At 59.2% G+C, this 26,097-nt stretch carries 24 protein-coding genes and 1 pseudogene; 9 read left to right on the top strand and 16 right to left on the bottom strand.

The genetic code is table 11. The features are described from left to right. Together AC1ME2_RS18565 and AC1ME2_RS18560 are read left to right on the top strand one after the other, a co-directional pair. Positions 1-1,011, top strand: coding sequence for an AAA family ATPase (locus AC1ME2_RS18565; RefSeq protein WP_480442211.1), 1,011 nt, complete (start codon positions 1-3; stop codon positions 1,009-1,011). After that, entirely contained in the window at positions 1,008-2,351 is a 1,344-nt protein-coding gene (locus tag AC1ME2_RS18560) for a DUF58 domain-containing protein (RefSeq protein WP_480435781.1), read from the top strand. Before AC1ME2_RS18565 ends, AC1ME2_RS18560 begins: the two co-directional genes overlap by 4 nt. 45 nt (positions 2,352-2,396) lie before the next feature. Here the strand turns inward: AC1ME2_RS18560 and AC1ME2_RS18555 are convergent, their stop codons facing one another. Further along, the gene (locus AC1ME2_RS18555; protein WP_480435780.1) at positions 2,397-2,756 is read right to left on the bottom strand and encodes a PilZ domain-containing protein; all 360 of its coding nucleotides are present in this window, start codon (positions 2,754-2,756) and stop codon (positions 2,397-2,399) included. Positions 2,757-3,056: 300 nt separating this feature from the next. Beyond that, on the bottom strand, positions 3,057-3,431 hold the full coding sequence (locus tag AC1ME2_RS18550) for a tetratricopeptide repeat protein (RefSeq protein WP_480435779.1): 375 nt from the start codon (positions 3,429-3,431) through the stop codon (positions 3,057-3,059). 157 nt (positions 3,432-3,588) lie between these two features. Here AC1ME2_RS18550 and pyk point away from each other — a divergent pair, with 157 nt between their 5' ends. Then, a complete protein-coding gene (pyk, locus tag AC1ME2_RS18545; RefSeq protein WP_480435777.1) occupies positions 3,589-5,040 on the top strand; it encodes a pyruvate kinase in 1,452 nt (483 codons plus the stop codon). Positions 5,041-5,156: 116 nt separating this feature from the next. Here the strand turns inward: pyk and AC1ME2_RS18540 are convergent, their stop codons facing one another. Together AC1ME2_RS18540 and AC1ME2_RS18535 are read right to left on the bottom strand one after the other, a co-directional pair. After that, positions 5,157-6,098 (bottom strand): iron-sulfur-binding ferredoxin reductase, encoded by a 942-nt coding sequence (locus tag AC1ME2_RS18540; protein ID WP_480435776.1) that lies wholly within the window; start codon positions 6,096-6,098, stop codon positions 5,157-5,159. After that, positions 6,091-7,197: a GGDEF domain-containing protein gene (locus AC1ME2_RS18535; protein WP_480442209.1), complete on the bottom strand. Its 1,107-nt coding sequence runs from the start codon at positions 7,195-7,197 to the stop codon at positions 6,091-6,093. Before AC1ME2_RS18535 ends, AC1ME2_RS18540 begins: the two co-directional genes overlap by 8 nt. Before the next feature lie 483 nt (positions 7,198-7,680). Here AC1ME2_RS18535 and AC1ME2_RS18530 point away from each other — a divergent pair, with 483 nt between their 5' ends. Beyond that, entirely contained in the window at positions 7,681-9,204 is a 1,524-nt protein-coding gene (locus AC1ME2_RS18530; protein WP_480435775.1) for a fumarate hydratase, read from the top strand. A gap of 80 nt (positions 9,205-9,284) precedes the next feature. Here the strand turns inward: AC1ME2_RS18530 and AC1ME2_RS18525 are convergent, their stop codons facing one another. The 7 genes and pseudogenes from AC1ME2_RS18525 to AC1ME2_RS18495 all read right to left on the bottom strand — a co-directional run bounded on the left by AC1ME2_RS18525 (position 9,285) and on the right by AC1ME2_RS18495 (position 16,275). Beyond that, on the bottom strand, positions 9,285-9,866 hold the full coding sequence (locus AC1ME2_RS18525) for a DJ-1/PfpI family protein (RefSeq protein WP_480435774.1): 582 nt from the start codon (positions 9,864-9,866) through the stop codon (positions 9,285-9,287). 112 nt (positions 9,867-9,978) lie between these two features. Beyond that, positions 9,979-11,136: a phospholipase D-like domain-containing protein gene (locus AC1ME2_RS18520; protein ID WP_480435773.1), complete on the bottom strand. Its 1,158-nt coding sequence runs from the start codon at positions 11,134-11,136 to the stop codon at positions 9,979-9,981. Between the two features lies 1 nt (position 11,137). Further along, positions 11,138-11,731, bottom strand: a complete 594-nt coding sequence (locus AC1ME2_RS18515) for a YceI family protein (protein WP_480435771.1) — start codon at positions 11,729-11,731, stop codon at positions 11,138-11,140. A 42-nt stretch (positions 11,732-11,773) separates the two neighbouring features. Further along, a complete protein-coding gene (locus AC1ME2_RS18510) occupies positions 11,774-13,231 on the bottom strand; it encodes an amidase (protein WP_480435770.1) in 1,458 nt (485 codons plus the stop codon). Between the two features lie 46 nt (positions 13,232-13,277). Next, a complete protein-coding gene (locus AC1ME2_RS18505) occupies positions 13,278-13,598 on the bottom strand; it encodes an amidase (protein WP_480435769.1) in 321 nt (106 codons plus the stop codon). Further along, positions 13,595-14,692: a serine hydrolase domain-containing protein gene (locus tag AC1ME2_RS18500; protein ID WP_480435768.1), complete on the bottom strand. Its 1,098-nt coding sequence runs from the start codon at positions 14,690-14,692 to the stop codon at positions 13,595-13,597. The genes AC1ME2_RS18505 and AC1ME2_RS18500 overlap by 4 nt, the downstream gene beginning before the upstream one ends. 561 nt (positions 14,693-15,253) lie before the next feature. Further along, positions 15,254-16,275, bottom strand: a pseudogene (locus AC1ME2_RS18495) (IS110 family RNA-guided transposase). Between the two features lie 534 nt (positions 16,276-16,809). Here AC1ME2_RS18495 and olsB point away from each other — a divergent pair. Further along, positions 16,810-17,565, top strand: a complete 756-nt coding sequence (olsB, locus tag AC1ME2_RS18490) for an L-ornithine N(alpha)-acyltransferase (protein ID WP_480435766.1) — start codon at positions 16,810-16,812, stop codon at positions 17,563-17,565. Further along, a complete protein-coding gene (locus tag AC1ME2_RS18485) occupies positions 17,565-18,350 on the top strand; it encodes a lysophospholipid acyltransferase family protein (protein WP_480435765.1) in 786 nt (261 codons plus the stop codon). The genes olsB and AC1ME2_RS18485 overlap by 1 nt, the downstream gene beginning before the upstream one ends. Here the strand turns inward: AC1ME2_RS18485 and AC1ME2_RS18480 are convergent. Continuing rightward, positions 18,314-18,907, bottom strand: coding sequence for an acyl carrier protein phosphodiesterase (locus AC1ME2_RS18480; protein WP_480435763.1), 594 nt, complete (start codon positions 18,905-18,907; stop codon positions 18,314-18,316). The genes AC1ME2_RS18485 and AC1ME2_RS18480 overlap by 37 nt on opposite strands. Before the next feature lie 161 nt (positions 18,908-19,068). Between AC1ME2_RS18480 and AC1ME2_RS18475 the strand changes: the two genes are divergently transcribed. The 3 genes from AC1ME2_RS18475 to AC1ME2_RS18465 are packed head-to-tail and all read left to right on the top strand — an operon-like array spanning position 19,069 to position 21,636. After that, positions 19,069-19,371, top strand: coding sequence for an ArsR/SmtB family transcription factor (locus AC1ME2_RS18475; protein WP_480435762.1), 303 nt, complete (start codon positions 19,069-19,071; stop codon positions 19,369-19,371). A 27-nt stretch (positions 19,372-19,398) separates the two neighbouring features. Next, on the top strand, positions 19,399-20,565 hold the full coding sequence (locus AC1ME2_RS18470; protein ID WP_480435761.1) for an MFS transporter: 1,167 nt from the start codon (positions 19,399-19,401) through the stop codon (positions 20,563-20,565). Between the two features lie 21 nt (positions 20,566-20,586). Next, positions 20,587-21,636, top strand: a complete 1,050-nt coding sequence (locus AC1ME2_RS18465; RefSeq protein WP_480435760.1) for an alkene reductase — start codon at positions 20,587-20,589, stop codon at positions 21,634-21,636. 128 nt (positions 21,637-21,764) lie between these two features. Here AC1ME2_RS18465 and AC1ME2_RS18460 read toward each other — a convergent pair whose 3' ends face one another. Genes AC1ME2_RS18460 through AC1ME2_RS18445 form a run of 4 tightly spaced genes read right to left on the bottom strand, consistent with a single transcriptional unit; the run spans position 21,765 to position 25,994 of the window. Further along, entirely contained in the window at positions 21,765-24,338 is a 2,574-nt protein-coding gene (locus AC1ME2_RS18460) for a T6SS phospholipase effector Tle1-like catalytic domain-containing protein (protein ID WP_480435759.1), read from the bottom strand. Then, positions 24,323-24,880 carry a Tli1a family immunity protein gene (tli1a, locus tag AC1ME2_RS18455; protein ID WP_480435757.1) on the bottom strand — a complete coding sequence of 186 codons (558 nt, stop codon included), beginning with the start codon at positions 24,878-24,880 and terminating at the stop codon, positions 24,323-24,325. The genes AC1ME2_RS18460 and tli1a (AC1ME2_RS18455) overlap by 16 nt, the downstream gene beginning before the upstream one ends. After that, positions 24,865-25,386 carry a Tli1a family immunity protein gene (gene tli1a, locus AC1ME2_RS18450; RefSeq protein WP_480435755.1) on the bottom strand — a complete coding sequence of 174 codons (522 nt, stop codon included), beginning with the start codon at positions 25,384-25,386 and terminating at the stop codon, positions 24,865-24,867. The genes tli1a (AC1ME2_RS18455) and tli1a (AC1ME2_RS18450) overlap by 16 nt, the downstream gene beginning before the upstream one ends. Next, a complete protein-coding gene (locus AC1ME2_RS18445; RefSeq protein ID WP_480435753.1) occupies positions 25,383-25,994 on the bottom strand; it encodes a hypothetical protein in 612 nt (203 codons plus the stop codon). Before AC1ME2_RS18445 ends, tli1a (AC1ME2_RS18450) begins: the two co-directional genes overlap by 4 nt. Positions 25,995-26,097 lie beyond the last annotated feature (103 nt).

Genomic DNA, 26,097 nt, shown 5'->3' with positions numbered 1-26,097 from the left:
ATGGACCCGCAAAGCAACGCCGAGACCACACCAGCGCCCAGCAATCAGGCCCAGCAACGACAACGTGCCAGTCATCTGGCTCAGACCCTGCGCCAAGAACTGCAAAAAGTCCTGATCGGCCAGGATACGGTGATCGACGATGTGTTGACTGCGCTGATCGCTGGCGGCCATGTGCTGATCGAGGGTGTTCCGGGACTGGGCAAAACGTTGCTGGTCCGCGCCCTCGCCCGCTGCTTCGGCGGGGATTTCGCTCGGATTCAGTTCACCCCTGATCTCATGCCCAGTGATGTCACCGGCCACGCGGTGTATGACATCCACACCGAGCAGTTCAAATTGCGCAAAGGTCCGCTGTTCACTAACCTGCTTCTGGCTGATGAAATCAACCGTGCCCCGGCGAAGACCCAGGCCGCGCTGCTTGAAGCCATGCAGGAACGCCAGGTCACCCTGGAAGGACGCGCCCTGCCGATCGCGCAGCCGTTCATGGTGCTGGCCACGCAAAATCCCATCGAGCAGGAAGGCACTTATCCGCTGCCCGAATCTGAACTCGACCGTTTCATGCTCAAGTTGCGCATGGACTACCCCGACGCCGCAGAAGAACTGAGCATGGTCCGTCAGGTCACGCGTTCGACCAAGGCCGACATGCTCGAGGTGCAGCCGCTGCGCACCGTTCTGCAAGCCAAGGACGTATTGGCCCTGCAACGCATTGCCAGTGAGTTGCCGCTGGACGAACAGGTCCTCGATTACGCCGTGCGCCTGGCACGCGCAACCCGCAGTTGGCCAGGCCTGACCTTCGGCGCCGGGCCGCGGGCATCGATTGCACTGGTTCGCGGGGCCCGGGCACGCGCACTGCTGCGCGGTGGCGAATTCGTGATCCCGGATGACATCAAGGGGTGCGCGCTGGCCGTGTTGCGCCATCGGGTCAGGCTCTCGCCCGAGCTGGACATCGAAGGATTGTCGGTGGATCAAGTGCTCAAACAACTGCTCGATCAGGTTCCGGCACCGCGTCTATGAAGCAGGTGCTCGAGCCCTCTCGCTTATTGCTCGGCTGGTTCGGCGCGCTGCTGGGCCTGACCGTGGTCCTCGGCACCCTGACCGCGCTGGGCATTGACCTGCCGGCAACACTCTCGGCGGCAGGTTGGGGGGTGTTGTTGGCACTGGTACTGATCAGCCTGATTGATGCCTTGCGACTGACGCGCCGGCCCTCGCCGCGCCTGCAACGTCTACTGCCGGGCAGTCTGGCGCTGGGACGCTGGAGCGAAGTTCGCATCAGCGTTGAGCACGATTTCAGCCAGCCGCTGACACTGAAGGTGTTCGATCATGTGCCGGAGGGTCTGTCCTTTGAAAACCTGCCGCAACCCATCACTCTGCTCCCCGGCGAACACGGCCAACTGGGCTACCGCCTGCGCCCGCTGAGTCGCGGCCACTTCGGCTTCGAACGGTGCGAAATCAACCTGCCCAGCACGTTGCGTCTATGGACCACACGCCGCTACGTCCCGCTGATCGACGCCACCCGAGTCTACCCAGACTTCGCTCGCCTGTACGGCGGTCAGCTGCTCGCCGTTGATAACTGGATCAGCCAGTTGGGTGTGCGCCAACGTCAGCGCCGTGGCCTGGGGCTGGAGTTTCATCAACTGCGCGAGTTTCGCGAAGGCGACAGCCTGCGCCAGATCGACTGGAAAGCCACCGCACGCCAACGCACACCCATCGCCCGCGAATACCAGGATGAACGCGATCAGCAGATTGTCTTCATGCTCGATTGCGGCCGACGCATGCGCAGCCAGGATGGAGACCTGGCGCACTTCGACCATGCGCTCAATGCCTGCCTGCTGCTCAGTTACGTCGCATTGCGTCAGGGCGACGCTGTGGGGATTACCACGTTTGCTGGCGAGCAGAACCACTACCTTGCACCGGTCAAAGGGCCAGGACAGTTGAATGTATTGCTCAACAGCGTCTATGACTTGAAATGCACACAGCGTCCCGCCGACTACAGCGTCGCCGTTCGGCAATTGCTCGTCCGGCAGAAACGCCGCGCGCTGGTGGTACTGGTCACCAATCTGCGCGATGAGGACGATGAGCAATTGCTCGGAGCGGTCAAACAGTTGAGCCGTCAGCACCGGGTATTGGTTGTCAGCCTGCGTGAAGAAATACTCGATAACCTGCGTCAGACGCCAGTGCACACCTGGCAGGACGCCCTTGCCTACTGCGGCACCATTGATTTCCTCAACGCACGCGCAGCTTTACACGAGCGGTTGATCGCGCATGGCGTGCCAGTACTGGATGCGCGCCCCGGAGAACTCGGGGCGCAATTGGTCAGTCGTTATCTGAACTGGAAAAAGGCCGGCACGCTTTAATTCAGTGCCAATCAACACAGCGCCGACTGCAAGCAGCGCCAGTGCTCAGACCGACGCTTCCAGAGAATGGAAGCTGAAATAATGCTGCAACGCCCGAATCAACTGAGCGTACTCGATGGGCGAAGCCTCTAATACGAACCCCGAATCGTAATTCCCGGGCGTTTCGTCTTCGTGACACCAGCGACAGCAAGCATTGATATCAAGGGTTATCTGTTCGCCATCGAGGCCCGGGATCTTCAACCGCAACTGAAAATCAGCATCTACCAAAATCGGCAGGTCGCTGATCAACATCAAACCGTGTTGTGAAACGTTGCCCAGACACCCCAGTGGTTTATCGGTATATCGATTGAAAACCTGCAAAAAATAAGGCAGTTGGTGACGTTCGATTCGTCGCTCGATAAGCATGTTTGACGGTCGCTATGAGTAAACCATTAAGCATGGTCGCGCTAGTGCTATTCGAGTTCGCACGGGGGCTGGCGATGATCGCGGCCGGGGCGAATTCTCCCTTTATACCTGCACACAATCAAAGACCTCCATAACCGCAGCCCAGTGCAGAGCCTCGTCATAGAGCGTTCGTTTGTGTGTACGCCAATCCTTGGCTGCGTGTGTGCCGTTCGTCTTTAGTTAGCTCCCTGCACTCAGAGACTAGCTCAGCGCAGGCAGATGGCCACTCAAAAACATGACCGCCCATCCAACCGGGTGTAATTAAAGTGAAGCAGGACTCGGTTGAGCGGGTTCGCCGCCATGATAGTGCCCCAATTGTTGCAGGGTATCCAGACGCGCGCGCGCCCGGAATGCATACTCGCTGGAGGGGTACTGAGTAATGATGAACAGGTAGGTCTGCGCCGCATCAACGAACAGATTCTCGCGCTCCAGACATTGCCCGCGCAGCATCGACACCTCAGGCTGGATGTATCGACGCGAACGACTCTCACGCTCGACCTGGGACAAGTCAAGCATCACGCTGTCGCAATTGCCATCGGCATACGAGCGATAGGCGCTGTTCAGATGCTGGTCCATCGACCAGCGGGTGCAGCCTATGGCACTGGCCATCAACGCTAAAACGATCAAGATTCGCATGGGTCTCTCCTGTGCTCTGCAATGTATCGACCCGGTAATGGATTTCTTCAGAGTGTTTTTTGCCCAGAAAAGGCCGCGTAAGGTAGTGCAAAGGAACAATGACTACAGGACTAGACAGTAGTAGCCTCTCGCTGCGCCTCAGCAAAGGAGTCTGTGCATGACCGTTCGTCGTACCAAAATCGTCGCTACCCTTGGCCCCGCCAGTAACTCGCCGGAAGTTCTAGAACAACTGATCCTGGCCGGTCTGGACGTCGCTCGTCTGAACTTCTCCCACGGCACGCCGGACGAGCATAAAGCTCGCGCTCGCATGGTCCGCGAGATTGCCGCCAAGCACGGGCGCTTCGTCGCACTGCTCGGTGACCTGCAAGGCCCGAAAATTCGTATCGCCAAATTCGCCAACAAGCGGATCGACCTCAAGATCGGTGATCACTTCACCTTCTCTACCGTTCATCCACTGACTGAAGGCACCCAGGACATCGTCGGCATCGACTACCCGGACCTGGTCAAAGACTGTGGTGTAGGCGATGAGCTGCTGCTCGACGACGGCCGCGTAGTCATGCGTGTTGACACCGCCACCGCCGATGCATTGCATTGCACGGTGTTGATCGGTGGTCCGCTGTCCGACCACAAAGGCATCAACCGCCGTGGTGGTGGCTTGACGGCGCCGGCCCTGACCGAGAAAGACAAGGTCGACATCAAGCTGGCAGCGGAAATGGAGCTGGATTACCTGGCCGTTTCGTTCCCTCGCGATGCAGCCGACATGGAATACGCTCGCAAACTGCGCGACGAATCCGGCGGCACTGCCTGGCTGGTGGCGAAGATCGAACGCGCCGAAGCCGTGGCCAACGATGAAACCCTCGACGCACTGATTCGCGCCAGTGACGCCGTCATGGTTGCCCGTGGCGACCTGGGTGTTGAGATCGGTGACGCTGAACTGGTCGGCATCCAGAAAAAAATCATCCTGCACGCACGCCGCCACAACAAGGCGGTCATCGTGGCGACGCAGATGATGGAGTCGATGATCCAGAACCCGATGCCGACTCGCGCGGAGGTGTCCGATATTGCCAACGCCGTGCTCGACTACACCGATGCGGTGATGCTCTCGGCAGAAAGCGCCGCGGGTGCGTACCCGATCGAAGCGGTCCAGGCCATGGCGCGGATTTGCGTCGGCGCTGAAAAGCACCCGACCAGCAAATCCTCCAGCCACCGCATTGGCAAGAAATTCGAGCGCTGTGATGAAAGTATTGCACTGGCGGCCATGTACACGGCCAACCACTTCCCCGGTGTAAAAGCGATCATCGCCTTGACCGAAAGTGGCTACACGCCGCTGATCATGTCGCGGATTCGTTCCTCCGTGCCGATCTACGCGTTCTCCCCACACCGCGAAACCCAGGCACGCGCCGCGATGTTCCGTGGCGTCTACACCGTGCCGTTCGACCCTGCGGCGCTGCCACCGGGCCAAGTCAGCCAGGCAGCGGTGGACGAGCTGGTCAAACGTGGCCTCGTCAAGCAAGGCGACTGGGTGATCCTGACCAAAGGTGATAGCTATCACACCATTGGCGGGACCAATGGCATGAAGATCCTGCACGTCGGCGATCCGATGGTTTAAGACTTTCTCAGCAATATCAAGAAGCCCCGCAGTGTTCGCTGCGGGGCTTTTTTTTGCACCTTGAATTCCTAGCGCCTAGACGGGCATCTTCGCGAATGAATTCGCTCCCACTGTATTTACGCGTTCCTTGTGAGAAACACATCAGCCAACAGTTGATTACGCGGTAGACCGGAGAGATAAAGGCGTTTGGCAAACTGCTCGACGCTGGCAGGGTGCCCGCAGAGCAAGGCGATGGTTTGCCGGGTAACAAGCCGCAGCTCAGCCAACGCTGCGGGTAGCTCGGCCGCGCTGAACAATTGAATCTGCACCCGCGGACAGGCAGCCGCCAACTCAGCCAATGGACCCGCCAGGTAGTGCTCACTCGCATCGTGCGCCAGATGAATGACCCGGATAGCACCTTGATGCTCCTGACGCAGGGCTTCGCGCAACACACCCCACAGCGGGCCAAGTCCGGTGCCAGCCGCCAGGAGTAATAACGGGCGACTGGACCAATCTGGATCGTAGTGCAGGGCGCCACCGCGAAGTTCCCCCAGTCTTACCGGGTCGCCGGGCTGCAGGTGCCGCGCGGCATCGCTGAAGGCGCCGGGGTGACGGCAATCAAGATGAAACTCCAGGAAGCGATCCTCTTCCGGCAGGCTCGCCAGCGAGTAGGGGCGAGCAATGCAGTTGGCGGTCCACAGCACCAGATGCTGCCCGGCGCGATACCGAAATGGCCGCTCGGGCGTCAGACGCAAGCGCAATACCGTCGGGCTTAGCCAGTCGCAACTGACAACCTTGGCGGGCAGGCCATCGCGGCCAGGGTCGAAGACTTCCACGGTCAGGTTTTCGACGACCCGACACTGACAGGCCAACCGCCAACCCTGCTGACGTTTGCCGGCCTCCAGCGCTTCTGGCTGAGCATCCGCAGGCTCGCCTTGCAGGCAGCGGACCAGGCACGCATGGCAACTGCCCGCTCGACAACTGTAGGGCACAGCGATCCCGGCGTTATTCAGGGCATCGAGCAGATTGCTTGCTGCGGCGACCGACCATTGCCGGTCACCGACACGAAGGTCAGGCATCGGCGTTTTCCCAAGCGGCGGCACAGCGATTTCGTCCGCTGCGCTTGGCGCGGTAAAGCGCTTGATCGGCACGCTGCAAGGCTTCGTCGAGATCGTCGCCCATGTCCAGCAAGGTCATTCCCGCCGACAGGCTCAAACCCGTCACTTCCAGCCCTACCAGCTCGACACGGGTAAACGCTTCGCGCAACCGCTCGCAACAGCAGGTCAGGTGCTCCGGGGTGCATTGCGGTATCAGCAACACGAATTCCTCCCCGCCATAGCGAGCCAATACATCGTCCCCACGCAGACAGGCAGTGGCGACGGCAGCAAAAGCCTGCAGCACCTGATCCCCGGCGACATACCCATGAAGATCGTTGATGCGCTTAAAGTGATCCAGATCAATCAGTGCCAACCCGTGAGAATAGCTATTATCCATGGCCCCCAATTCTCGGGAGGCGATGCGCCAGAAGTGCCGACGATTATACAAGCCAGTCAGTTCGTCAGTCGCCACCAGATCTTCAAGCTGACGCATCATCCCGCGCAAGGTGTCTTGGTGCGCCCGAAGCGCAAAGCGACGCTGACGCATGCGCTGCCGTGAGTCCTGAACATAGCGGGCGTACAGACACAACCAGAATAAAACAATGAACAGAACGAATACCTGCAACGCTGCCAAGCCTGGATCGATCAGTATGTGATGGAAGGCTTCCCACAGGTTCAATCCGGCGAAGCTCAAACACACGAACACCGCGCAGCGCACAAATACCTTGAGCTGCAGATGAAACAGACCGAACAGCATGATCAGCACATACATAACCAGGAACGTGCCCCGGGCGCTGTCCAGATTGGCAAGCAGGTAGGTTTGCCACCCCAGCGCTAATAACACCTGAAATTCGGTCAGGCTTGGGTCTTTGAAATGCAGATTGAGGCCGCTGACAAATACCGCGAGTAGCAACAATTGGCAAAGCACTACAAGACCGGTGCCCATAACGGCAGTGCGTAGAGGGGCCTGATAATAGTGGGTGACAATCGCCACCCAGACGAGTGCCACCACCAGCAAATAGGTGCCAGCAGCCAAGGCAAACCGCTTCAACAGTAAACGCTGTATGGCTTTATGGGTCACTCGTTGACTCACAGTGCTCATAGGGCCCCCTTCCCTTACTGGCACAAATGGCCTGTTGGCCAATTTCATTAGCAGACGTTTGGTGTGGAACTACCCATTTTAGTTGCCGTTGCCCCGTTGCCGGCCTGCAACGCCTTGCAGCGCCTGAATCAAGAATCTGCGATGTTCGAAACGTCGAGCTCGCCAGCCCATGATAGAGGCTACTTGCCACTCCAGTAATACCACTGAAAATCACTATTCAATATAGGCTCTCTGTACAGCAACGTTATTTTCTACCACGCAAAAAAAGTGCCCACCCTTGGTCGACTATCGTTTGCACGCCAGCAGATGTGTCTGGGCCGGCGCCGCGTTATACTGCGGCGCCTTTTTTGCGTCGGCGTTGTGGGTCGGCGCGCTTACTTAAAGATGTCTTTCAGCAGAGCACGACAGCACTGTTGGAAACAGCTAATCGAATGTTCCCGTCCTAGCAGAGGAGCGTGCCACATGACCGTGATCAAGCAAGACGACCTGATACAGAGCGTCGCCGACGCCTTACAGTTCATTTCTTATTACCACCCCGTAGACTTTATTCAAGCCATGCATGGGGCCTATCTTCGCGAAGAGTCGCCTGCGGCCCGCGATGCCATCGCTCAGATTCTGATCAACTCGCGCATGTGCGCTACCGGTCATCGGCCAATCTGCCAGGACACGGGCATCGTGACCGTGTTCGTCCGGGTCGGCATGGACGTGCGCTGGGACGGTGCCACCATGGGCCTGGACGACATGATCAACGAAGGCGTGCGTCGCGCTTACAACCTGCCGGAAAACGTCCTGCGTGCTTCGATCCTGGCTGACCCGGCAGGCGCGCGTAAAAACACCAAAGACAACACCCCGGCAGTCATCCACTACTCCATCGTCCCAGGTAACACCGTGGAAGTGGACGTGGCGGCCAAAGGCGGCGGCTCGGAAAACAAATCGAAGATGGCGATGCTCAACCCGTCCGATTCGATCGTCGACTGGGTGCTGAAAACCGTACCTACCATGGGTGCTGGCTGGTGCCCACCGGGCATGCTCGGCATCGGCATCGGCGGTACCGCCGAGAAAGCTGCGGTCATGGCCAAGCAAGTGTTGATGGAGTCCATTGACATTCACGAGCTGAAACTGCGCGGGCCGTCCAGCCGTATCGAAGAGATGCGCCTGGAACTGTTCGAGAAGGTCAACCAACTGGGCATCGGTGCTCAGGGCCTTGGCGGTCTGACCACCGTGCTCGACGTGAAGATCATGGATTACCCAACCCACGCGGCTTCGTTGCCGGTGTGCATGATCCCTAACTGCGCGGCGACCCGTCACGCGCACTTCGTGCTCGACGGCAGTGGCCCGGCTTCGCTGGAAGCGCCACCGCTGGACGCCTACCCGGAAATCGTCTGGGAAGCGGGTCCATCCGCGCGCCGCGTCAACCTCGACACCCTGAAACCGGAAGACGTACTGAGCTGGAAAACCGGCGAAACCATCCTGCTCAGCGGCAAGATGCTCACCGGTCGCGACGCCGCGCACAAGCGCATGGTCGAGATGCTGAACAAGGGTGAAACCCTGCCCGTGGACCTCAAGGGTCGCTTCATCTACTACGTTGGCCCGGTTGATCCGGTGCGCGACGAAGTCGTTGGCCCTGCTGGCCCAACCACTGCAACACGGATGGATAAATTCACCCGCCAGATTCTCGATCAGACCGGCCTGCTGGGCATGATCGGCAAATCCGAACGGGGTCCGACCGCCATCGAAGCGATCAAGGACTACAAAGCCGTGTACTTGATGGCTGTCGGCGGCGCGGCTTATCTGGTGGCTCAGGCGATCAAGAAATCCCGTGTGGTGGCCTTCCCCGAAATGGGCATGGAAGCGATCTACGAGTTCGACGTCTCAGACATGCCGGTCACCGTTGCAGTCGATAGCAAAGGCGAATCGGTACACATCACTGGGCCGGCTATCTGGCAGAAGAAAATCAGTGAAAGTCTGGCGGTAGAAGTTCAGTAACACCTTCGCTCCCACAGTTTGATCTCGAAACCTCTGTGGGAGCGAATTCATTCGCGAATGGTTCGACGCGGCATACCTCCTTACAGAATGATCTCGGTCCCGAGCAGTTTCAGGAAACCGTTAAGCCAGGCTGGATGCGCAGGCCACGCAGGCGCGGAAACCAGATTGCGATGGGTATGGGCATCGGTGACCGCGATGTCGATGAACGTGCCACCGGCCAGACGCACTTCCGGCGCACACGCAGGATAAGCACTGCATTCGCGGCCTTCGAGGATGCCAGCGGCGGCCAGCAGTTGCGCACCATGGCAGACCGAAGCAATCGGCTTGTCGGCCTTGTCGAAGGCGCGAACCCAGTCCAACACCGTCTCGTTCAAGCGCAGGTATTCCGGCGCCCGACCGCCGGGCACCAACAACGCGTCGTAATCCTGGACATTAACCTTGTCGAAATCGAAGTTGAGGGCAAAGTTGTGCCCTGGTTTTTCGCTGTAGGTCTGATCACCTTCAAAGTCGTGAATCGCCGTGCGCACGGATTGACCACTGGTTTTTCCCGGACACACCGCATGGACGGTATGCCCGACCATCTGCAGCGCCTGGAATGGCACCATCACTTCATAGTCTTCGACGTAATCGCCGACCAGCATGAGAATTTTTTTAGCGGCCATTTGAAGCGCTCCTTGAAGATGGGCTTGGGCAATAAGAGTAGTCAAACTACGGCCACTGGGTGAACGGCAGGTAATAGGCAACTACTACGCCCATGAAACAGTGCCCGACGGGTCAGTCCCGTCGATCGAGTACGTTAACGACCAGGCGATCAATCCAGCCCCATAACCGCTGCTTGATCCGACGCCACAGCGGGCGCGACTCCCAGGCTTCGAGACTGACCTGTGAGCTGAGGGCAAAATCGTTTTCGAAGCAGGTGGCCACCGCCAGTGTCAGGCCGGGGTCGAGGGCTTCGAGGTTGGCTTCCAGGTTGAACCGCAGGTTCCAGTGATCAAAGTTGCACGAGCCGATGCTGACCCAGTCATCGACCAGAACCATCTTCAAATGCAAAAAGCACGGTTGGTATTCAAAAATCCGCACCCCAGCCTTGAGCAAGCGCGGGTAATAGCGATGGCCGGCATAGCGCACCGACGGGTGATCGGTACGCGGCCCGGTCAACAGCAGACGCACGTCGACGCCACGCATGGCGGCTCTGCGCAGTGAACGACGGACTTTCCAGGTGGGTAGAAAATACGGGGTTGCCAGCCAGATTCGACGCTGGCCGCTGTTCAACGCGCGCACCAACGATTGCAGAATGTCGCGGTGTTGCCGGGAGTCGGCATACGCCACGCGACCCAAGCCCTGATAGGCAACTGGCACCTTGGGTAGGCGCCGCAACCCGAAACTGAGCGTCGGCCGCCATGCGGTGGGGCGGTGATTTGCGTGAAACTGCCGGTCGAACAGCAACTGCCAGTCAGCAACCATCGGACCCGTGATTTCCACCATCACTTCATGCCACTCGCTGGTGTTCTGCTCCGGCTGCCAGAACTCATCGGTCATGCCCGTGCCACCGACCACCGCCAGGCGCTTGTCCACCAACAGCAACTTGCGGTGATCGCGATAGAGGTTATGCAAACCATGGCGCCAAAACACGCGGTTGTAGAAGCGCAGAATGACACCGGCGTCGGTCAATCGTTTACGCAAGCTCAAGGTAAAAGCCTGTGAGCCATAGTCGTCGAACAGGCAGCGGACCACCACACCACGCGATGCCGCACGGACGAGCGCTTGAACCACGGCCTCGGCGCACGCCCCGGTTTCCACCAGGTAGAGCTCCAGCTCGATCTGTTGGTGCGCCTGTTCTATAGCCGCGATCATGCGCGGAAAAAAAGCCGGACCGTCGATCAGCAAGCTGAATTTATTGTTGCTGCGCCACGCAAAGATCGCTCTGCTCATGTCAACGCGCCGTAAAAATCAGTACCGCACCTACCGGCACCGACAAGCTGATCGCCGACAACCCGGCGATCTTACGCAAAGCAGTCAACCCTGATACCAAATCGAAATCATCGGCACGCACCACCAAGGGCTCGAGGGTTACCACCTGGAAACGTCGATCATCGAGCCGGGTGGCAAGCAGTTCAGTGTTGTAGCTGTGGCTGGCTCCGTGCAGGGTGACTGTCAGCGGCAAGCGCAGTTCCAGTTGAGCGCCGGGCGCCAGGTCATTGATCGGCTGCAGGTCGAGCTGCGCAACGATCTGCGCCGAGGGAAACTGTTTAACCTCGAACAACTGAGTACGCATGTGCTCGTCGCGCAAGGGAATGCCGCTGCTGACGGAGTCCAGCTCAACCTCAAGTTCGGCCAAGCCGTTAAGGTCGACCTTGCCGTGCAAGGTCAGGAAGCGATGCACTTCCGACGTGTCGACATTTTTGGTGGAAATAAACGACAGTCGCGATGACTCGTTATCCAGATACCAACTGGCGTGGGCCGGCAAGGCCAGAGCCCCGAACAGGGCCTGCACACCCAGTAGGGCCAGGCGGGTCGTCTTGTGCATGCAAGCTCCAGGTGCGCAGTTGGCGCCAACCTTAACCGGCTGTCAGAGAGCTGGCAAACTCTGTAAAAGCGGCGGTGGACAACGCGTGACCCACTGCGTGAGTTGTTCATGGGCATGCGCTAATTGCAGTACAGCCCAATCCGCCTGTGCCGGGCCGATGATCTGCATCCCCATCGGCAATCCCTCCGGGTTGAAACCGACCGGAACACTCATCGCGGGCAAACCAGCCAACGAGGCGCCGACCACCACCTCCATCCAGCGGTGATAAGTATCCATCGACCGACCTGCAATGACGCGTGGCCAGTGCTGGTCTGCGGCAAACGGAAATACCTGAGCCGTGGGCAACAGCAGGAAATCGTAACGTTCGAACAACGTGCTCAACGCACGATACCAGTCGCTGCGGTCCAGCGATGCCTGAAAAATCTGCCCGCCGCTCAGGTGCAAGCCGCCCTCCACTTCCCACTGCGCTTCAGGCTTGAGCAAGCGGCGTTGCTGTGGGTCGGCGAAGAGCTTGCCAAGGCTGCCGTGGACCAGCCAATGGCGATGCACCAGCCAACTGCTCCAGAGTTTCTCCAAGGGAAAGTCCGGCTGACAGGCTTCGACCACGCAACCCAACTGGGTGAAGTCCTGCAACGCCAATTCGCACAACGCCAACACTCCCTCTTCCATGGGCAGGTAGCCGTTGTAATCGCCCATCCAGCCTAGGCGTACACCCTTGAAATCACGCTGCAAGGCGCCAGCGAACAGCGACGGGTCACCGCGCAATGACAACGGTGCACGCGGGTCAAACCCTGCTTGAGTACTCAGTAACTGCGCGACATCCGCTACCGTGCGGCCCATGGGGCCTTCGGTCGACAGTTGCTGGACGAACAACTCAGGCGCCGGGCCGTGCGGCACTCGCCCTTGCGAAGGACGAAAGCCAAAGAGATTATTGAAGGCCGCCGGATTGCGCAGCGAGCCCATCATGTCGCTGCCATCAGCCACTGGCAGCATACGTGTCGCCAGCGCTACCGCCGCCCCACCGCTACTGCCGCCCGCGACCCGATTGAGATCGTAAGCATTGCGCGTGGTGCCAAATACCGTGTTGTAGCTCTGCGAGCCTAGACCGAACTCGGGGACATTGGTTTTGCCAATGATGATTGCGCCACTGGCCCGCACTCGCTCCACGGAGATCGCATCATGTTCAGGCATCTGCTCGGCGAACAACGGCGACCCCAGGGTTGTGCGTAACCCGGCCGTGGCGGCCAGATCCTTGATCGCTTGCGGCATGCCATGCATCCAGCCCCGGGACTGACCCAGCCCCAGCTGCCGGTCGCACTCGTCCGCTTCTGCGAGCAACGCTTCAGCCGGGCGCAGTGAAACGATGGCGTTCACCTGCGGATTGAATCGCTCGATCTGCGCCAGATAAGCCAGCATCACTTCGCGACAACTCACCTGCCGGGCGTGGATCATGCGAGACAATTCCAGTGCGTCGACATCAACGATCGGGTTGTTTTCCATAAAGTACTTCCCAGAGGTGTGTCTGGCCCAAGACCAGGGTTCCGATTCAGGGTGTTGGCGGCAACAACTGACAACCCTGTCGCGGGGTTTTCCAGACGGCGGTACTGGTCCGCCCCAAGCCGCTGGACGTCACACGTTTGTGCTCGGCGTCATCGGTCAGGCTACTGGGCAGCCACTGTTTAACATAGCCTGCGCAATAGCCCGCCGGGTTGTCCATCACGTATCGACACGAACAATACTCCTTGGCCGTGTAAGCACTGATGATGCTCGGAAAACTCTGCAATGCAATGCGGTTCTGCCACGCCAGCGCGGCCATCGTCAGGACCACCAGCAACAGCAGACAGCTAAACGCTCTACGATTGATCATTGGCCACCCTCCACGGCAAACGCGGCCAGCGCCAGTTTGAGCAGTTGGTTAGGGTCATAACTGCCGTCGCGGTCATCGGCATAACGTACGATCACCAGATTGCCGCTGGGCACCACATACAGCGCCTGCCCCCAATGCCCGAGTGCGGCAAACGTATCCGCCGGCGCGTCGGGCCATGGCCTTGGGGTGTTGTCAGCGGCGCGATTCAACCACCACTGGCCGCCCGCCACTTCATTCACCCTGTTGGACTGATAATGAGTGAAGGGTGTCAGATTGAAATCGACCCAGGCCTTAGGCAGTAGTTGCTTATCCTGCCAGCGTCCACCGCGCTGCATCAGCAGGCCGATACGCGCCAGATCCCGCGCACTCATGTAGGCATAGGACGAGCCGACAAAGGTGCCGCCGCCATCGGTTTCCCATACCGCGCTACGGATGCCCAACGGGTCGAACAACGCGGTCCAGGGATAGTCCGGGTAGGCCTTGTCGCCCACCATGCCTTTCAAGGCAGCAGACACTACGTTGCTGTCGCCGCTGGAATAACGGTATGAGGTTCCCGGCGCACTGGCGACGCCATGCCCACTGGTGAATTGGGCCATGTCGCCGCGCCCTCGGGTGTAAAGCATGGCCACCACTGACGAGTTGAGCGGCGCGTACTCATAGTCTTCCTGCCAATCCAGACCGGAGGCCCAGTGCAGTAAATCCTGGATACGGATGTCGGGATGGGCCTTGAACGGTGGATAGAATGTGCTCACTGGATCGCCCAACTGAAACCGCCCTTCACCAAACGCCACCCCGAGCACGCTGGCCATCACGCTTTTGCTGATCGACCAGGTCAAGTGCGGCGTATTGGCCGTGGTCGCTGCCGCGTAGCGCTCGTAAACCAGTTGCCCGTCACGGATCACCAACAGCGCATCAGTGCGGATGCCTTTGCGGGTGGCGTCATCACGCGTCGGGAAGGCGTAATCCTCCAACGCTCGTAACGCCGGGCTCTGTGCCGCCGGTGCGCTTGACCATTGTTCGCCGGGCCAGTTTTGCGCCAGTGCCGAATGGGTACAGAGGGCCAAGACTCCAGCCAGACAAAACCGTAGATTCATGAGGAGTTCTCTCACGCAAGGCTCATGACCCTAGCAGTGATTCGTGACAGGCCAGAGAAGACCGTATCCAGCCGTTCGCGAATAAATTCGCTCCCACAAAATCCGGTTCACCTCGTGGGAGTGAATTTATTCACGAAGACAATCTGTCAGGCACAGATGCCCCTCCTATAAAACTGCGCTTTAATCTTTTAAAAACAATGTGTTGGCGCTGGGTATTGGGTATATATCCGGCATTGGCGTGTGCTGGAATTACGGTTCCGCTCTTACAGCGTGTCACCTTTTACAAACGCCGGAATGCCGGACCACAAAAAGGTAACCGAATGTATGGTCAGCCCACCTCCTGCAACCACGGGACGATGAGCGGTAAAGCAGGCTTGCACTAATGTATCCGGGCTCGTAATGGGCAGCTTTGCTGCCCGGCCCTTGATGAGTAGTCGCTCCTGCCTGTCCTTGAAAAACGCTTCAGCTTCGAAAGCTGTTTCGGTTACCAGGTTTTCAGGCGGGATTTGAGCTGTTTATCGTCATCATCGTTGTCGTCGCAAAAGCCGGTAGTGTGTTTGATCAAGCCAAGGATTGTGCGTTGTAGCTAGTTCCGCGAGTTAACACGGCCCATACGATTCTTGCCAGTTTGTTGGCCAAGGCGCAGGCGACTTTGTTCGGGTGCTTTCGTGTGAGCAGGTCTCTGCACCAACTCCCCAAAGCATCCGTACGCTTGTCTATACGCACCAGTACCGCCCGAGAGCCTTGAACCATCAGCTTTCGAAGGTATTTGTCACCTCGCTTGCTGATGTTCAGCAGCACCGTTTGGCCACCCGTTGAATACTGTCTCGGCACCAGTCCCAAAGACGCGGCGAAGTCTCGTGCTGAGCGAAAATTGGAAGCGTCCCCGATGTCGGCCAGCAGCGCGCTAGCGGTGATCGGGCCGATGCCGGGGATGCTCATCAGTCGTGATCCCGCATCATCAGCTACCACTTGGTCCTTGATGCTGCGGTCAATGGACTTAATCTCCCCTGTGATCCGATTAATGTCCTCCAGCAGATGCTCAATAAACAACTTCAACTGTTGAGGCAATTCAGCGGCAGGGTCATCCAGTATCTGATGAATCTGGTTCATGGCTGCTTTTGTCGCGGGCAACGCAATTCCAAACTCAAGAAGGAATCCATGAACGCGATTTATCGTTTGAGTTCGTTGGCACACTAACGCCTCTCGGAGGCGGTGCTGGGTCGACAGTACTTGCTGCTCCACAGTTTTGACGGCGACGTAGTGTGTTTTAGGGCGGGACGCAGCTTCACAGATCGCCTCAGCGTCTATGTAGTCGTTTTTGTTGCCCGTGACGTAGGGCTTCACATGCTGCGGTGCAATAAGTTTTGCCTGATGGCCGAAGAAATGAGCTTCCTGGCAAGCCAGTGTGAGCCACCACAGGACTCCATCACTATCGTGCAGGGCTTTAGCTGCGCAGCGAACTGAAGCAGGCGGTTGCGATTGAACTGCTTGCGCAGCACTTGATGGCCGCAGGCGTCGTGCCCTATGAGGTGAAAGGTGTTTTTTCCAATATCAAGACCTAGCAACGTCAAGCTGTTCATGAGCGATCTCCTTCGAGAAAATGAGAACCCCGGTAAGTTTAGATTTACCGGGGTTCCCGTGCTGGGCTGACCATCTCATTAACGCTTGCCCCTCCATACGGATCCTCGCCTAGGCTCGGACTTCCCTCGCTCCGGCGTTGCTCCGGGGGGCGCCGCACGGGGCCATCCCTGGCCCCGTGCGGCTAACTCGGCGTCCTGCCTCGTTACCCCCTGCGCAACGCCTGCGTTCGGCCTCCTGGAAACGGGGCCTTGCCGTAATTTTAGAGTCAATTCACACAAAATCCCGAAGGCAGATCAAAATCTGTAGGAGCGAATTCATTCGCGAAGGCGGCGTACCTGACACGCCGCCACCAATCGCGACACACAAATCGCATGCGCGACAGCGCGGCGTCGAAGACGGGGCGGCCCCTCCGGCCGCCCTGTCATACAAGCATCACCAAAGCTTAATGGTGGTGACATCGGCTCTCCCTAGCCTGACTCCGTACAACACAGTCGACCGGCCGCAAACCCATGGCTGGCTTACGGAGACGACCCATGACCCAGATCGCCCGCAGTCGTGACACAAGCGCCGAACGTCGCCTTCAGGCCGAACGCCTGGTTGGCGCACAAGCGCTGCATGAAGCCCAGGCTTTGCGCTTCAGCGTGTTCAGTGGCGAGTTCAATGCCAAACTCAAAGGCGCCGAGCTTGGCTTGGACAGGGATGACTACGATGTGCACTGCTCGCACATCGGCGTACGCGACCTCAGCACGGGTCGTCTGGTAGCAACCACCCGCTTGCTTGACCATAAGGCCGCCAATACCCTGGGACGCTTCTACAGCGAAGAGGAGTTCAGCCTGCACGGCCTCGGCCATCTGCAAGGTCCGATCCTGGAACTGGGACGTACCTGCGTCGACCCGGCGTACCGCAACGGCGGCACCATTGCTGTGTTGTGGAGCGAGCTGGCGGAAATTCTCAATGAAGGCGGTTACAGCTACCTGATGGGCTGCGCCAGCATTCCGATGCAAGATGGCGGCATCCAGGCCCACGCGATCATGCAGCGCTTGCGCGAACGCTATCTGAGCACCGAACACCTACGCGCCGAGCCGAAAAATCCGCTGCCGGTCCTCGACCTGCCCAACAACGTCATCTGTGAAATGCCACCGCTGCTCAAGGCGTACATGCGGCTGGGGGCGAAGATCTGCGGCGAACCGTGCTGGGATGAAGATTTCCAGGTAGCCGACGTGTTCATCCTGCTCAAACGCGACGAGCTATGCCCCCGTTATGCCCGTCACTTCAAGGCAGCCGTTTGATGAGCCGGGTACGCGGTTATGCCCGCGTCGCACGGGTGCTGTGGGTGGTTGCCCTGGGCCTGACCATTGCGGGCGCGTTTGGCGTCCTCGAACGCCTGCGTATCGGCAACTCAATGGCGCGTCGACAACGCTGGGCCCGTTGGTTCATGGCACGGTTGAGTGGCGCGCTACCCTTTCGCGTGACTGTCAGCGGCGAGCTGCCACGTGAGCCGATGCTGTGGGTCAGCAACCACGTGTCGTGGACCGATATTCCGTTGCTGGGGATGCTCGCGCCCCTGTCGTTCCTGTCCAAAGCTGAAGTGCGCACCTGGCCCGTGGCCGGCTGGCTGGCGGTGAAAGCCGGCTCCTTGTTTATCCGCCGTGGTTCGGGCGATAGCCGTTTGATTCAGCGGCAGATGACCCAGCACCTGCAAGAGCACGATGCGCTGATGATTTTTCCGGAAGGCACCACCACCGATGGCCGTAGCCTGCGCACCTTCCACGGTCGCCTGCTGTCCAGTGCAATCGACGCGGGCGTACCGTTGCAACCGGTTGCCATTCGTTATCTGCGTGACGGCAAACCTGACCCCATTGCACCGTTCATCGGCGATGACGATTTGCTCTCGCACCTGCGGCGCCTGTTCGCCAACGAACAGGGTGATGTACACATCCAGTTGCTCACCCCGATTGCCAGCCAGCATCAGGAACGCACCGCCCTGGCGTTTAAGGCTCAGCAAGCCGTGCAGTTGGCCTTGTTTGGCGAGATTGCTCAGCCGAGGGAATCGCGTCCGGACAAAGCAGCCTGAGCAAACTCCTGCAACAGCGGGTAAAACTCAACGAAGTCCGCGCTGAGGGGTTCATAAAGCGCCTGCAACTCCTGCATGCCGCCCGCCAAACCTTGCGGCCGCGACAGGCGTCGGGAAATCCCGCTCAACACCTGCTCCAGCACCTCGAACTCACGATAAGAGCCCAGCCAATCCTGAGCCGCCATGCGCGGCGCGATCAGGGCCAGGCGCTCCGGCAACGCCGGTTCGGCGGCCAGCACCTGGTAAACCCTGGAGGTGAATGCATCCAGCGGTTGCTCGGCATACAGCTCCCAGTCCCGCGCCAGGCAATGATCGAAAAACACATCCAGCATGATGCCGGCAAAACGCCGGCGCTCCGGCGGGAAACGTGCGATGGACTGTTTGATCAGCGGGTGCGCATCCGTGAACAAATCAATGCGGCGATGCAGCTGGATCGCCGCTTCGAGTTCAGGGGTAAAGCGCCCAGGCAGCGGTCCTTTGACGAAATCGCCATACAGACTGCCGAGCAATTGCGCCGGGCGCTGACCGCCCAAGTGGAGATGTGCGAGGTAATTCATGGGCCCAGCGTACGCCTATTCAGCGTCTAGGCCTATATCGATATAACCCGATATAACGTTTTATGCGATGCTTAGCACCCTTTAATATTTGTATATCGCGAAATACCAATATAAAGTTCGCCCCATCGCGATATACCGTTACGTACGGATTTGAGAACGACATGCCTATCGACCTCGACGAAATCATAAAAGCGCTGGCCCACCCTGTTCGCCGTGAAATTCTCGCGTGGCTCAAAGACCCCCACGCCTGCTTTCCCAATCAGGAGCACTCCGTGGAACACGGCGTTTGCGCCGGGCAGATCGACCAACGTGCGGGCCTTTCCCAATCCACCATTTCTGCGCATCTGGCGACCTTGCAACGAGCAGGTCTTATCACCAGCAAAAAAGTCGGCCAGTGGCATTTTTTCAAACGCAACGACGATGCCATCCAGGCGTTCCTGCAAGAAATGAACAAGCAACTCTGATTTTTTCCACCTTTTAGGAGACGCGTCGTGCCTCTTTCATTACTGATGCTGGCCTTGAGCGCCTTCGCTATCGGCACCACGGAATTCGTGATCATGGGACTGCTGCCCGATGTCGCGGCTGACCTTGGTGTCTCGATCCCTGGCGCTGGCTGGCTGGTGACCGGTTACGCCCTGGGCGTGGCCATCGGTGCGCCATTCATGGCCATGGTCACCGCCAAGCTGCCGCGCAAGGCCGCACTGGTCTCGTTGATGGTGATTTTCATCATCGGCAACCTGCTCTGCGCCCTGGCCAGCGACTACAACGTGCTGATGTTTGCCAGGATTGTCACCGCCCTGTGTCACGGTGCGTTTTTCGGCATCGGTTCGGTGGTGGCTGCAAACCTGGTCGCGCCCAATCGTCGTGCTTCTGCCGTGGCGATGATGTTCACCGGGCTGACCCTGGCCAACGTGTTGGGTGTGCCGCTGGGTACAGCGCTGGGTCAGTTGGCTGGCTGGCGTTCGACCTTCTGGGCCGTGACGGTGCTCGGTGTGGTCTCGTTGATTGGCTTGATCCGTTTCCTGCCGGCCAAACATGACGAGGAAAAACTCGACATGCGTGCCGAACTGGCCGCCCTCAAAGGCGCCGGAATCTGGTTGTCACTGAGCATGACCGTGCTGTTCGCCGCGTCCGTGTTCACCCTCTTCACCTACATCGCACCGCTGCTGGGCGACGTCACCGGCGTCTCACCACGCGGCGTGACCTGGACCCTGCTGCTGATCGGCCTGGGCCTGACCCTAGGTAATGTGATTGGCGGCAAGCTGGCCGACCGCAACATGTCGCTGACCCTGATCGGCGTGTTCATCGTCATGGCGGTGGTCTCTACCGTGCTGACCTGGACCAGCACCGCGCTGATTCCGACTGAAATCACCCTGTTCCTCTGGGCCACCGCAAGCTTCGCCGCCGTGCCCGCCCTGCAAGTGAACGTGATGACCTTCGGCAAGGCCGCGCCCAACCTGATTTCGACCCTGAACATCGGCGCCTTTAACGTCGGCAACGCCCTGGGCGCTTGGGTGGGTGGGAGCGTGATCGCACGCGGCTTCGGCTTGACCAGCGTGCCTGTGGCCGCTGCAGCGCTGGCGGTGCTTGCACTGCTGGTGACCCTGATTACTTTTCGCCAGAGCGTTAATCCCGACCTGGCACCGGCTACCAACTGATCATTTAGAGGGTTTCACACCATGACCACTATTTTTGACCCGATCACACTGGGCGATCTGAAATTGCCGAACCGCATCATCATGGCGCCGCTGACCCGTTGCCGTGCCGATGAAGGTCGCGTCCCCAATGCGCTGATGGCTGAGTACTACGTTCAGCGCGCCTCGGCGGGCCTGATCATCAGCGAAGCGACGTCGGTCACGCCGATGGGCGTCGGTTACCCTGACACACCCGGCATTTGGTCCAACGACCAGGTACGGGGCTGGAGCAACATCACCAAAGCCGTGCACGCTGCGGGCGGCCGTATCGTTCTGCAACTGTGGCATGTTGGCCGGATTTCCCACCCGTCGTACCTCAACGGTGAAGCGCCGGTCGCTCCGAGCGCCATTGCCCCTGCGGGCCATGTCAGCCTGGTTCGCCCACTGTCTGACTACCCGGTACCACGCGCCCTGGAAACCGCTGAAATCGCCGATATCGTCGATGCTTACCGCATGGGTGCGGAAAACGCCAAGGCTGCTGGTTTCGATGGTGTCGAGGTTCACGGTGCCAACGGTTACCTGCTCGATCAGTTCCTGCAAAGTAGCACCAACCATCGCACCGACGAATACGGCGGCTCGCTGGAAAATCGTGCACGCCTGATGCTGGAAGTGACCGATGCGGTGATCGAAGTCTGGGGCGCGGGCCGTGTCGGCATGCACCTGGCGCCACGGGCCGACTCCCATGACATGGGCGACGAGAACTTGTCTGAAACCTTCAGCTACGTAGCCCGTGAACTGGGCAAACGCGGGATAGCGTTCATCTGCTCCCGTGAAAAAGAAGCTGGCGACAGCCTTGGCCCACAACTGAAAAAAGCCTTCGGCGGCCAGTACATCGCCAACGAACGCTTCACCAAAGACAGCGCTAATGCCTGGCTGGCCAGTGGCAAAGCCGACGCGGTTGCGTTCGGCGTGCCGTTTATCGCCAACCCGGATCTGCCGGAGCGCCTGCAACAAGACGCACCGCTGAACATCCCAAACCCTGAAACGTTCTACGGCAAGGGGCCCGTCGGTTATATCGATTACCCACGTATGTAAGACGCTGAGCATCTGAACTGGAAAAGCCCCGACTCGTTCACATTCAGAGCCGGAGCTTTTTCGTTTGAACCGTAGCGCAGCCTTCGTAGTCCTGCGTCCACAATCTGAACCTGCCGCAGTTCTTGGCCTCAGCTACCCAACGCTCCCTTCACCTGATCCAACAACCCCATCTTCGACTCGTCAGGCAACTGGTCGAGCAGGTCCTTAACCTCCTTCAACGCCTTCGCCGCTTCCGTGGCCTTGAGCAGTTTTTGCAACTCAGGCGTAGTCGCGGTTTCTGCGCTGAGGGCAGGCGGCGTGGGCAGGGCTTTCACCAGTTTCAGCATATCGCCGGGGTCTTTGCTGAACGCCCGAATGTTGTCGAGGTTGTCCAGCATGGGCAAGGCGATACCCGTGACAGAATCAAACGCGCTGACTTGTGGAAAGCCCACCTTGCCGCGAAACACGGGAATGCCCAGCGATGGAATCAGCAGACCCACCAGATAACGCGGGTCGTGGCGCTTGATGCTCAAGCCGACACTGGCCACCGCAATGCCGACCCCAATCACTTGCCCAGCCCTCGCCACCGGCGACAGCGATTTGTTCGTCTCGTTATCAAAAAAGATGCAGCGGTAGCGGAAGTAATCACTGAACACTTCGCGCTCGCCCAAGCCAGAAGAGTTCATGAACCAAGCGCGGGAATCGTGGACCTGCTCGTCGAAAAAGTCGGTGAGCGTGCGAGCGATGTCGGTCAGGGGCTCGGCGGTTTTTAAGTCATATAGCGCCAGGTAAGCTTGGTTACCAGCGGTGCGCAGGTCACGGTATTCCTGGGCTTCATCCTGCTCGTTGGTCAGGTATATCAACCCCCCGAACATCAGATGAGGAATGGTCGCCCAACTGATGGCGTCACCGGCCAACGCCAGCGACCAGTTGTTCGGGTCATAGTCACGACCGAACTCGATCATGGCCCTGTCCATCTGGCGCTGATCGAGCGTGGGCTCAAAGGCTTTTTTGGTATTAAAGTCGATGGGGCGTTCCGCGCCGACGCGTTGTTCATAACCCTGTTTGAGCGCCCGATATTCCTGATGCGCTGCCAGCGTGCTGCCTGACAACTCGCGCAGCGGCTGGCCCTCATGGTTGGCTTTTTCCTCAGCCAGCTGCCGCTCATGCAGCGCTTTAAGGGCATCCCATTCCTCCTGGGTCATGTCTTTGCCGTTGACATGCTGGTAGGCGGAGGTTGTCCTGTAGTGATAGCTGCCATACCGATTGATCCGCCACCCCGTCAGCAGCGCCTGTTCACCGGCCAAGACGTCTTCCAGCGGGCCGGTTTTGTGGTGGGCGAGCCAGGTGTTGAAGCGGTGGGTGAGGGTTTCGGAGATGTCGAAGGCGATTTCTGTTTCTTCCGCCATTGCCAGCCACGGCCAGACCTGTCTCTGTTCGTCGCTGAGCACGTCTTTCGGAGCCTGTAACGGTGCACCTACGGCATAAGCTTCGGCGTACATATGCTGCAACGGAATCTGCGACATCACATCCTGAGGACCGCCCAGCGACTTGCCCTGATCGCCCGGTGGATACCCACCACCGACATCGGAGTGCATGCCGGGGTACAGGTATTCGACCGTGTTGGCGCGGTAGGTCGAGGGGCCGCTCGGGTCATCGGGATCGTTTTTGCGCCGAATCGAGTCCACCGGGAAACAGACCCGTTGCTCATGGGCAGCGACCAGATGCACGCAGCGCTCCAGAAACGTTTCCGACTCTGGCAGGCGCATGGTGTCATCGGCCCAGCTCATGTGGCCCTCGGCGAACGGCATCGCGTAGGCCATGCCGGTGGAGGCCACGGTGTCGAACAGGCCCAGGAAGGCAATGCAGATCGGCAGGCCGGCAAACAGGTAACAGGTTTCACCCTCGACCTCGACTTGGGTCAGGCTCTCCAACCAAGTGGCAAAGGCCCGGGCTTCGGCGGCGCCCCGGGAAAAGCCGTACACGTACAGGCGCAGGCCGATGATCTGCGGTTGGGTCTTGCGCACATGCACGAAATCGACCTTTTTTTGCAACGCCAGCAACGGCGCGTGCAAGGCCTCGCGCCGACGGCTGTCATCGCTCTTGAGCAACGTCGCGCCGAGCATCTCTTCAGTGAGTGAGGTGCCCATTTTTCGCACCAGTTCGTAGGCAACGCCGGGGTCCAGATACGGCTCGCCGCAAGCCCGGCCCACTGCATCCAGCAAGCGGGTAATGCCCCAATTGATCCGGTTCTCGCCGCCGACCGCGCCGATCAACCCGGAATCCAGGGGTTCGAATTCGCCGATCTCCTTGAACTCGGTGCCGACCCCTTGCATGTAATAGGCGTAAAATCCGTTTGTGTTCGCCCGGCTCTGCTCTGTGCCTTGGCCGGCACCGACGCTGGCGTGGTAAAGCCGCGCCACGTTGCTGGTGCTTGGTGGTTGAGCGAGTTTGTCCGAGGGTTCGTGGTTGTTGGTGCCGTCGAAACACAGGGTGATGTTCAGCACATTGATGCACGGCGGGCCGGTATAGGTTTCACCCGCCGCCTTGGCGGCCCGCTGAGCCGCATAGCCGGCGAGCAGCTTGGGCCGGAACTGTGTGCGGTAGTTAAGCGCCACATCCTCGGACGTGCGCGGCAGCAGCCCCTCTTTTGGGAACGGTGGGGTCGGCGTTAAAGACGCTGGGGCCGGGCGTTGAGAACCTGAATTCAAGGTAATGGACATACGGCAGGGACTTCCATTTTGAGGGGGTAGTTGTAGGGGTGATCAGGCATGCCGAGATAGGTAGGGCCCGCAGAGATCTTTACCTGGTCGCAGGGCAGGAAATGCGCCGTGATTGCCCCCAGCTTTTCATACGGCGCCACCTCCACGACGGCGCGATGGCGGGTGTATTTGGATTGGTGTTCTCTTGCGGCCTTTCGCCAAGCATCTGAGTAACGAGGTTTGGGCCAGTTAACTGAGTCACCGGTATTCGGATCCTTCTCCCACTCCACCACCACGGTCAGGCCGGGGCGCCACTGGCGCGGCATGCTCACGCAGCAGTTCTGCTTGCCGCCCCCGCCGTAAGGCCCAATGTTCGGACCACCGTTGCCGTTGACCATGAAGTAATTGATCGCCGCCGAGGTGTGGCTGTACCCCTCGATGGGAATGCCGAGGCGCTCGGGCAGCGATTTGCTACAGGCTTGCAGCGCAAGGCAGGCGAGCGCAGCCGCCGCCCAAAGCGCTGGCCTTCGGCGTGGGGCGCCAGGTTTTAAGGTGCGGGACATACGGCAGGCTCTTCCATTTTGGACGGGTAGTTGAAGGGATAACCGGCTTGGCCGGGCGTAACGGCGACAGCCGAAACGGCAACTTGGTTGCAGGGCAAGAAATGAACATCGACGACGCCGAGTTCTTCATACGGCGCCACCTCCACGACGGCGCGATGGCGGGTGTATTTGGTTTCGTGTTCATCCATTCGCTTGAACCATGCGTCGGAGAATCGAGGTTCGATCCAATACCGTGACGCACCAACATTCGGATCTTTCTCCCACTCCACCACCACAGTCAGGCCGGGATGCCACTGGCGCGGCATGCTCACGCAGCAGTTCTGCTTGCCGCCCCCGCCGTAAGGGCCGACGTTCGGACCGCCATTGCCGTTGACCATGAAGTAATTGATCGCCGCCGAGGTGTGGCTGTAGCCCTCGATGGGCGCGCCGAGTCGGTCGGGCAGAGATTTGCTGCACGCTTGCAGCGCAAGGCAGGCCAGCAGGCAAAGCGCGAGTGGGCGCCTCATGCCAACCCCCCGGTCTGCAGCAGGTCTTCGGGCAGGTTTGGGGCTAGCCACTCGACCGTGAACGCGGTGTGTTCTTTACCTTTGAGGTGCTTGTCATCCCTGACGATAAGTCCCAAGTGAATGTGGGCGATCCGTTGCTCTTTACTGACCGAGTAGTTTGGGCGGGTCAATCCCTGGGGGTCCTCCCATTGCTCGCCCTTGGTCCGGGCGCGAATCGATTCCATTTGGCGTTGGTCGAGCATCAAGGGTGTTTGGGGGCGGGCAAACTCATAAAGCTTGCGCTGATCGCCGCCGATGGCCTGTGCCTTGCGGTCATGGGCAATCCAGTACCAGTTGATGGCCGCCGTATGAAACTCGCCGAGCCAGGCGACTTGGCTGGCGTGCTCCCAGAGAACCCGAATCAGCACCGACCCTTGAACTGCCAGTGCGTATTCCGGGGTGCCTTCAAGCCGTAATGCTTGAGGCGGTGGTGGATCGAGTCCGGCCAGCCGTTGCAATAGGGGGTCGTCGAGCAACGTGGCATTGATCACAACATCCAGGTGTTCAATGTTTTGGCCCTTGGCGTATTTTTTCAGACCGCCGAGCCAATCGCGCACGAATAAAACCATGTAATCTCCATAGAATAATTAGACGGCCTCAGCTTCTTGCGCAATCTCGCCGGATAGTTGTTCGCGGATAACGCAGTGAACACCATCCCCCTTTAGTCGTCGA

The sequence above is a fragment of the Pseudomonas sp. ASL9 genome (assembly GCF_056680335.1).
Note: the sequence above shows the minus strand (reverse complement) of the source record. Positions and strands in the feature narration are given on the sequence as shown.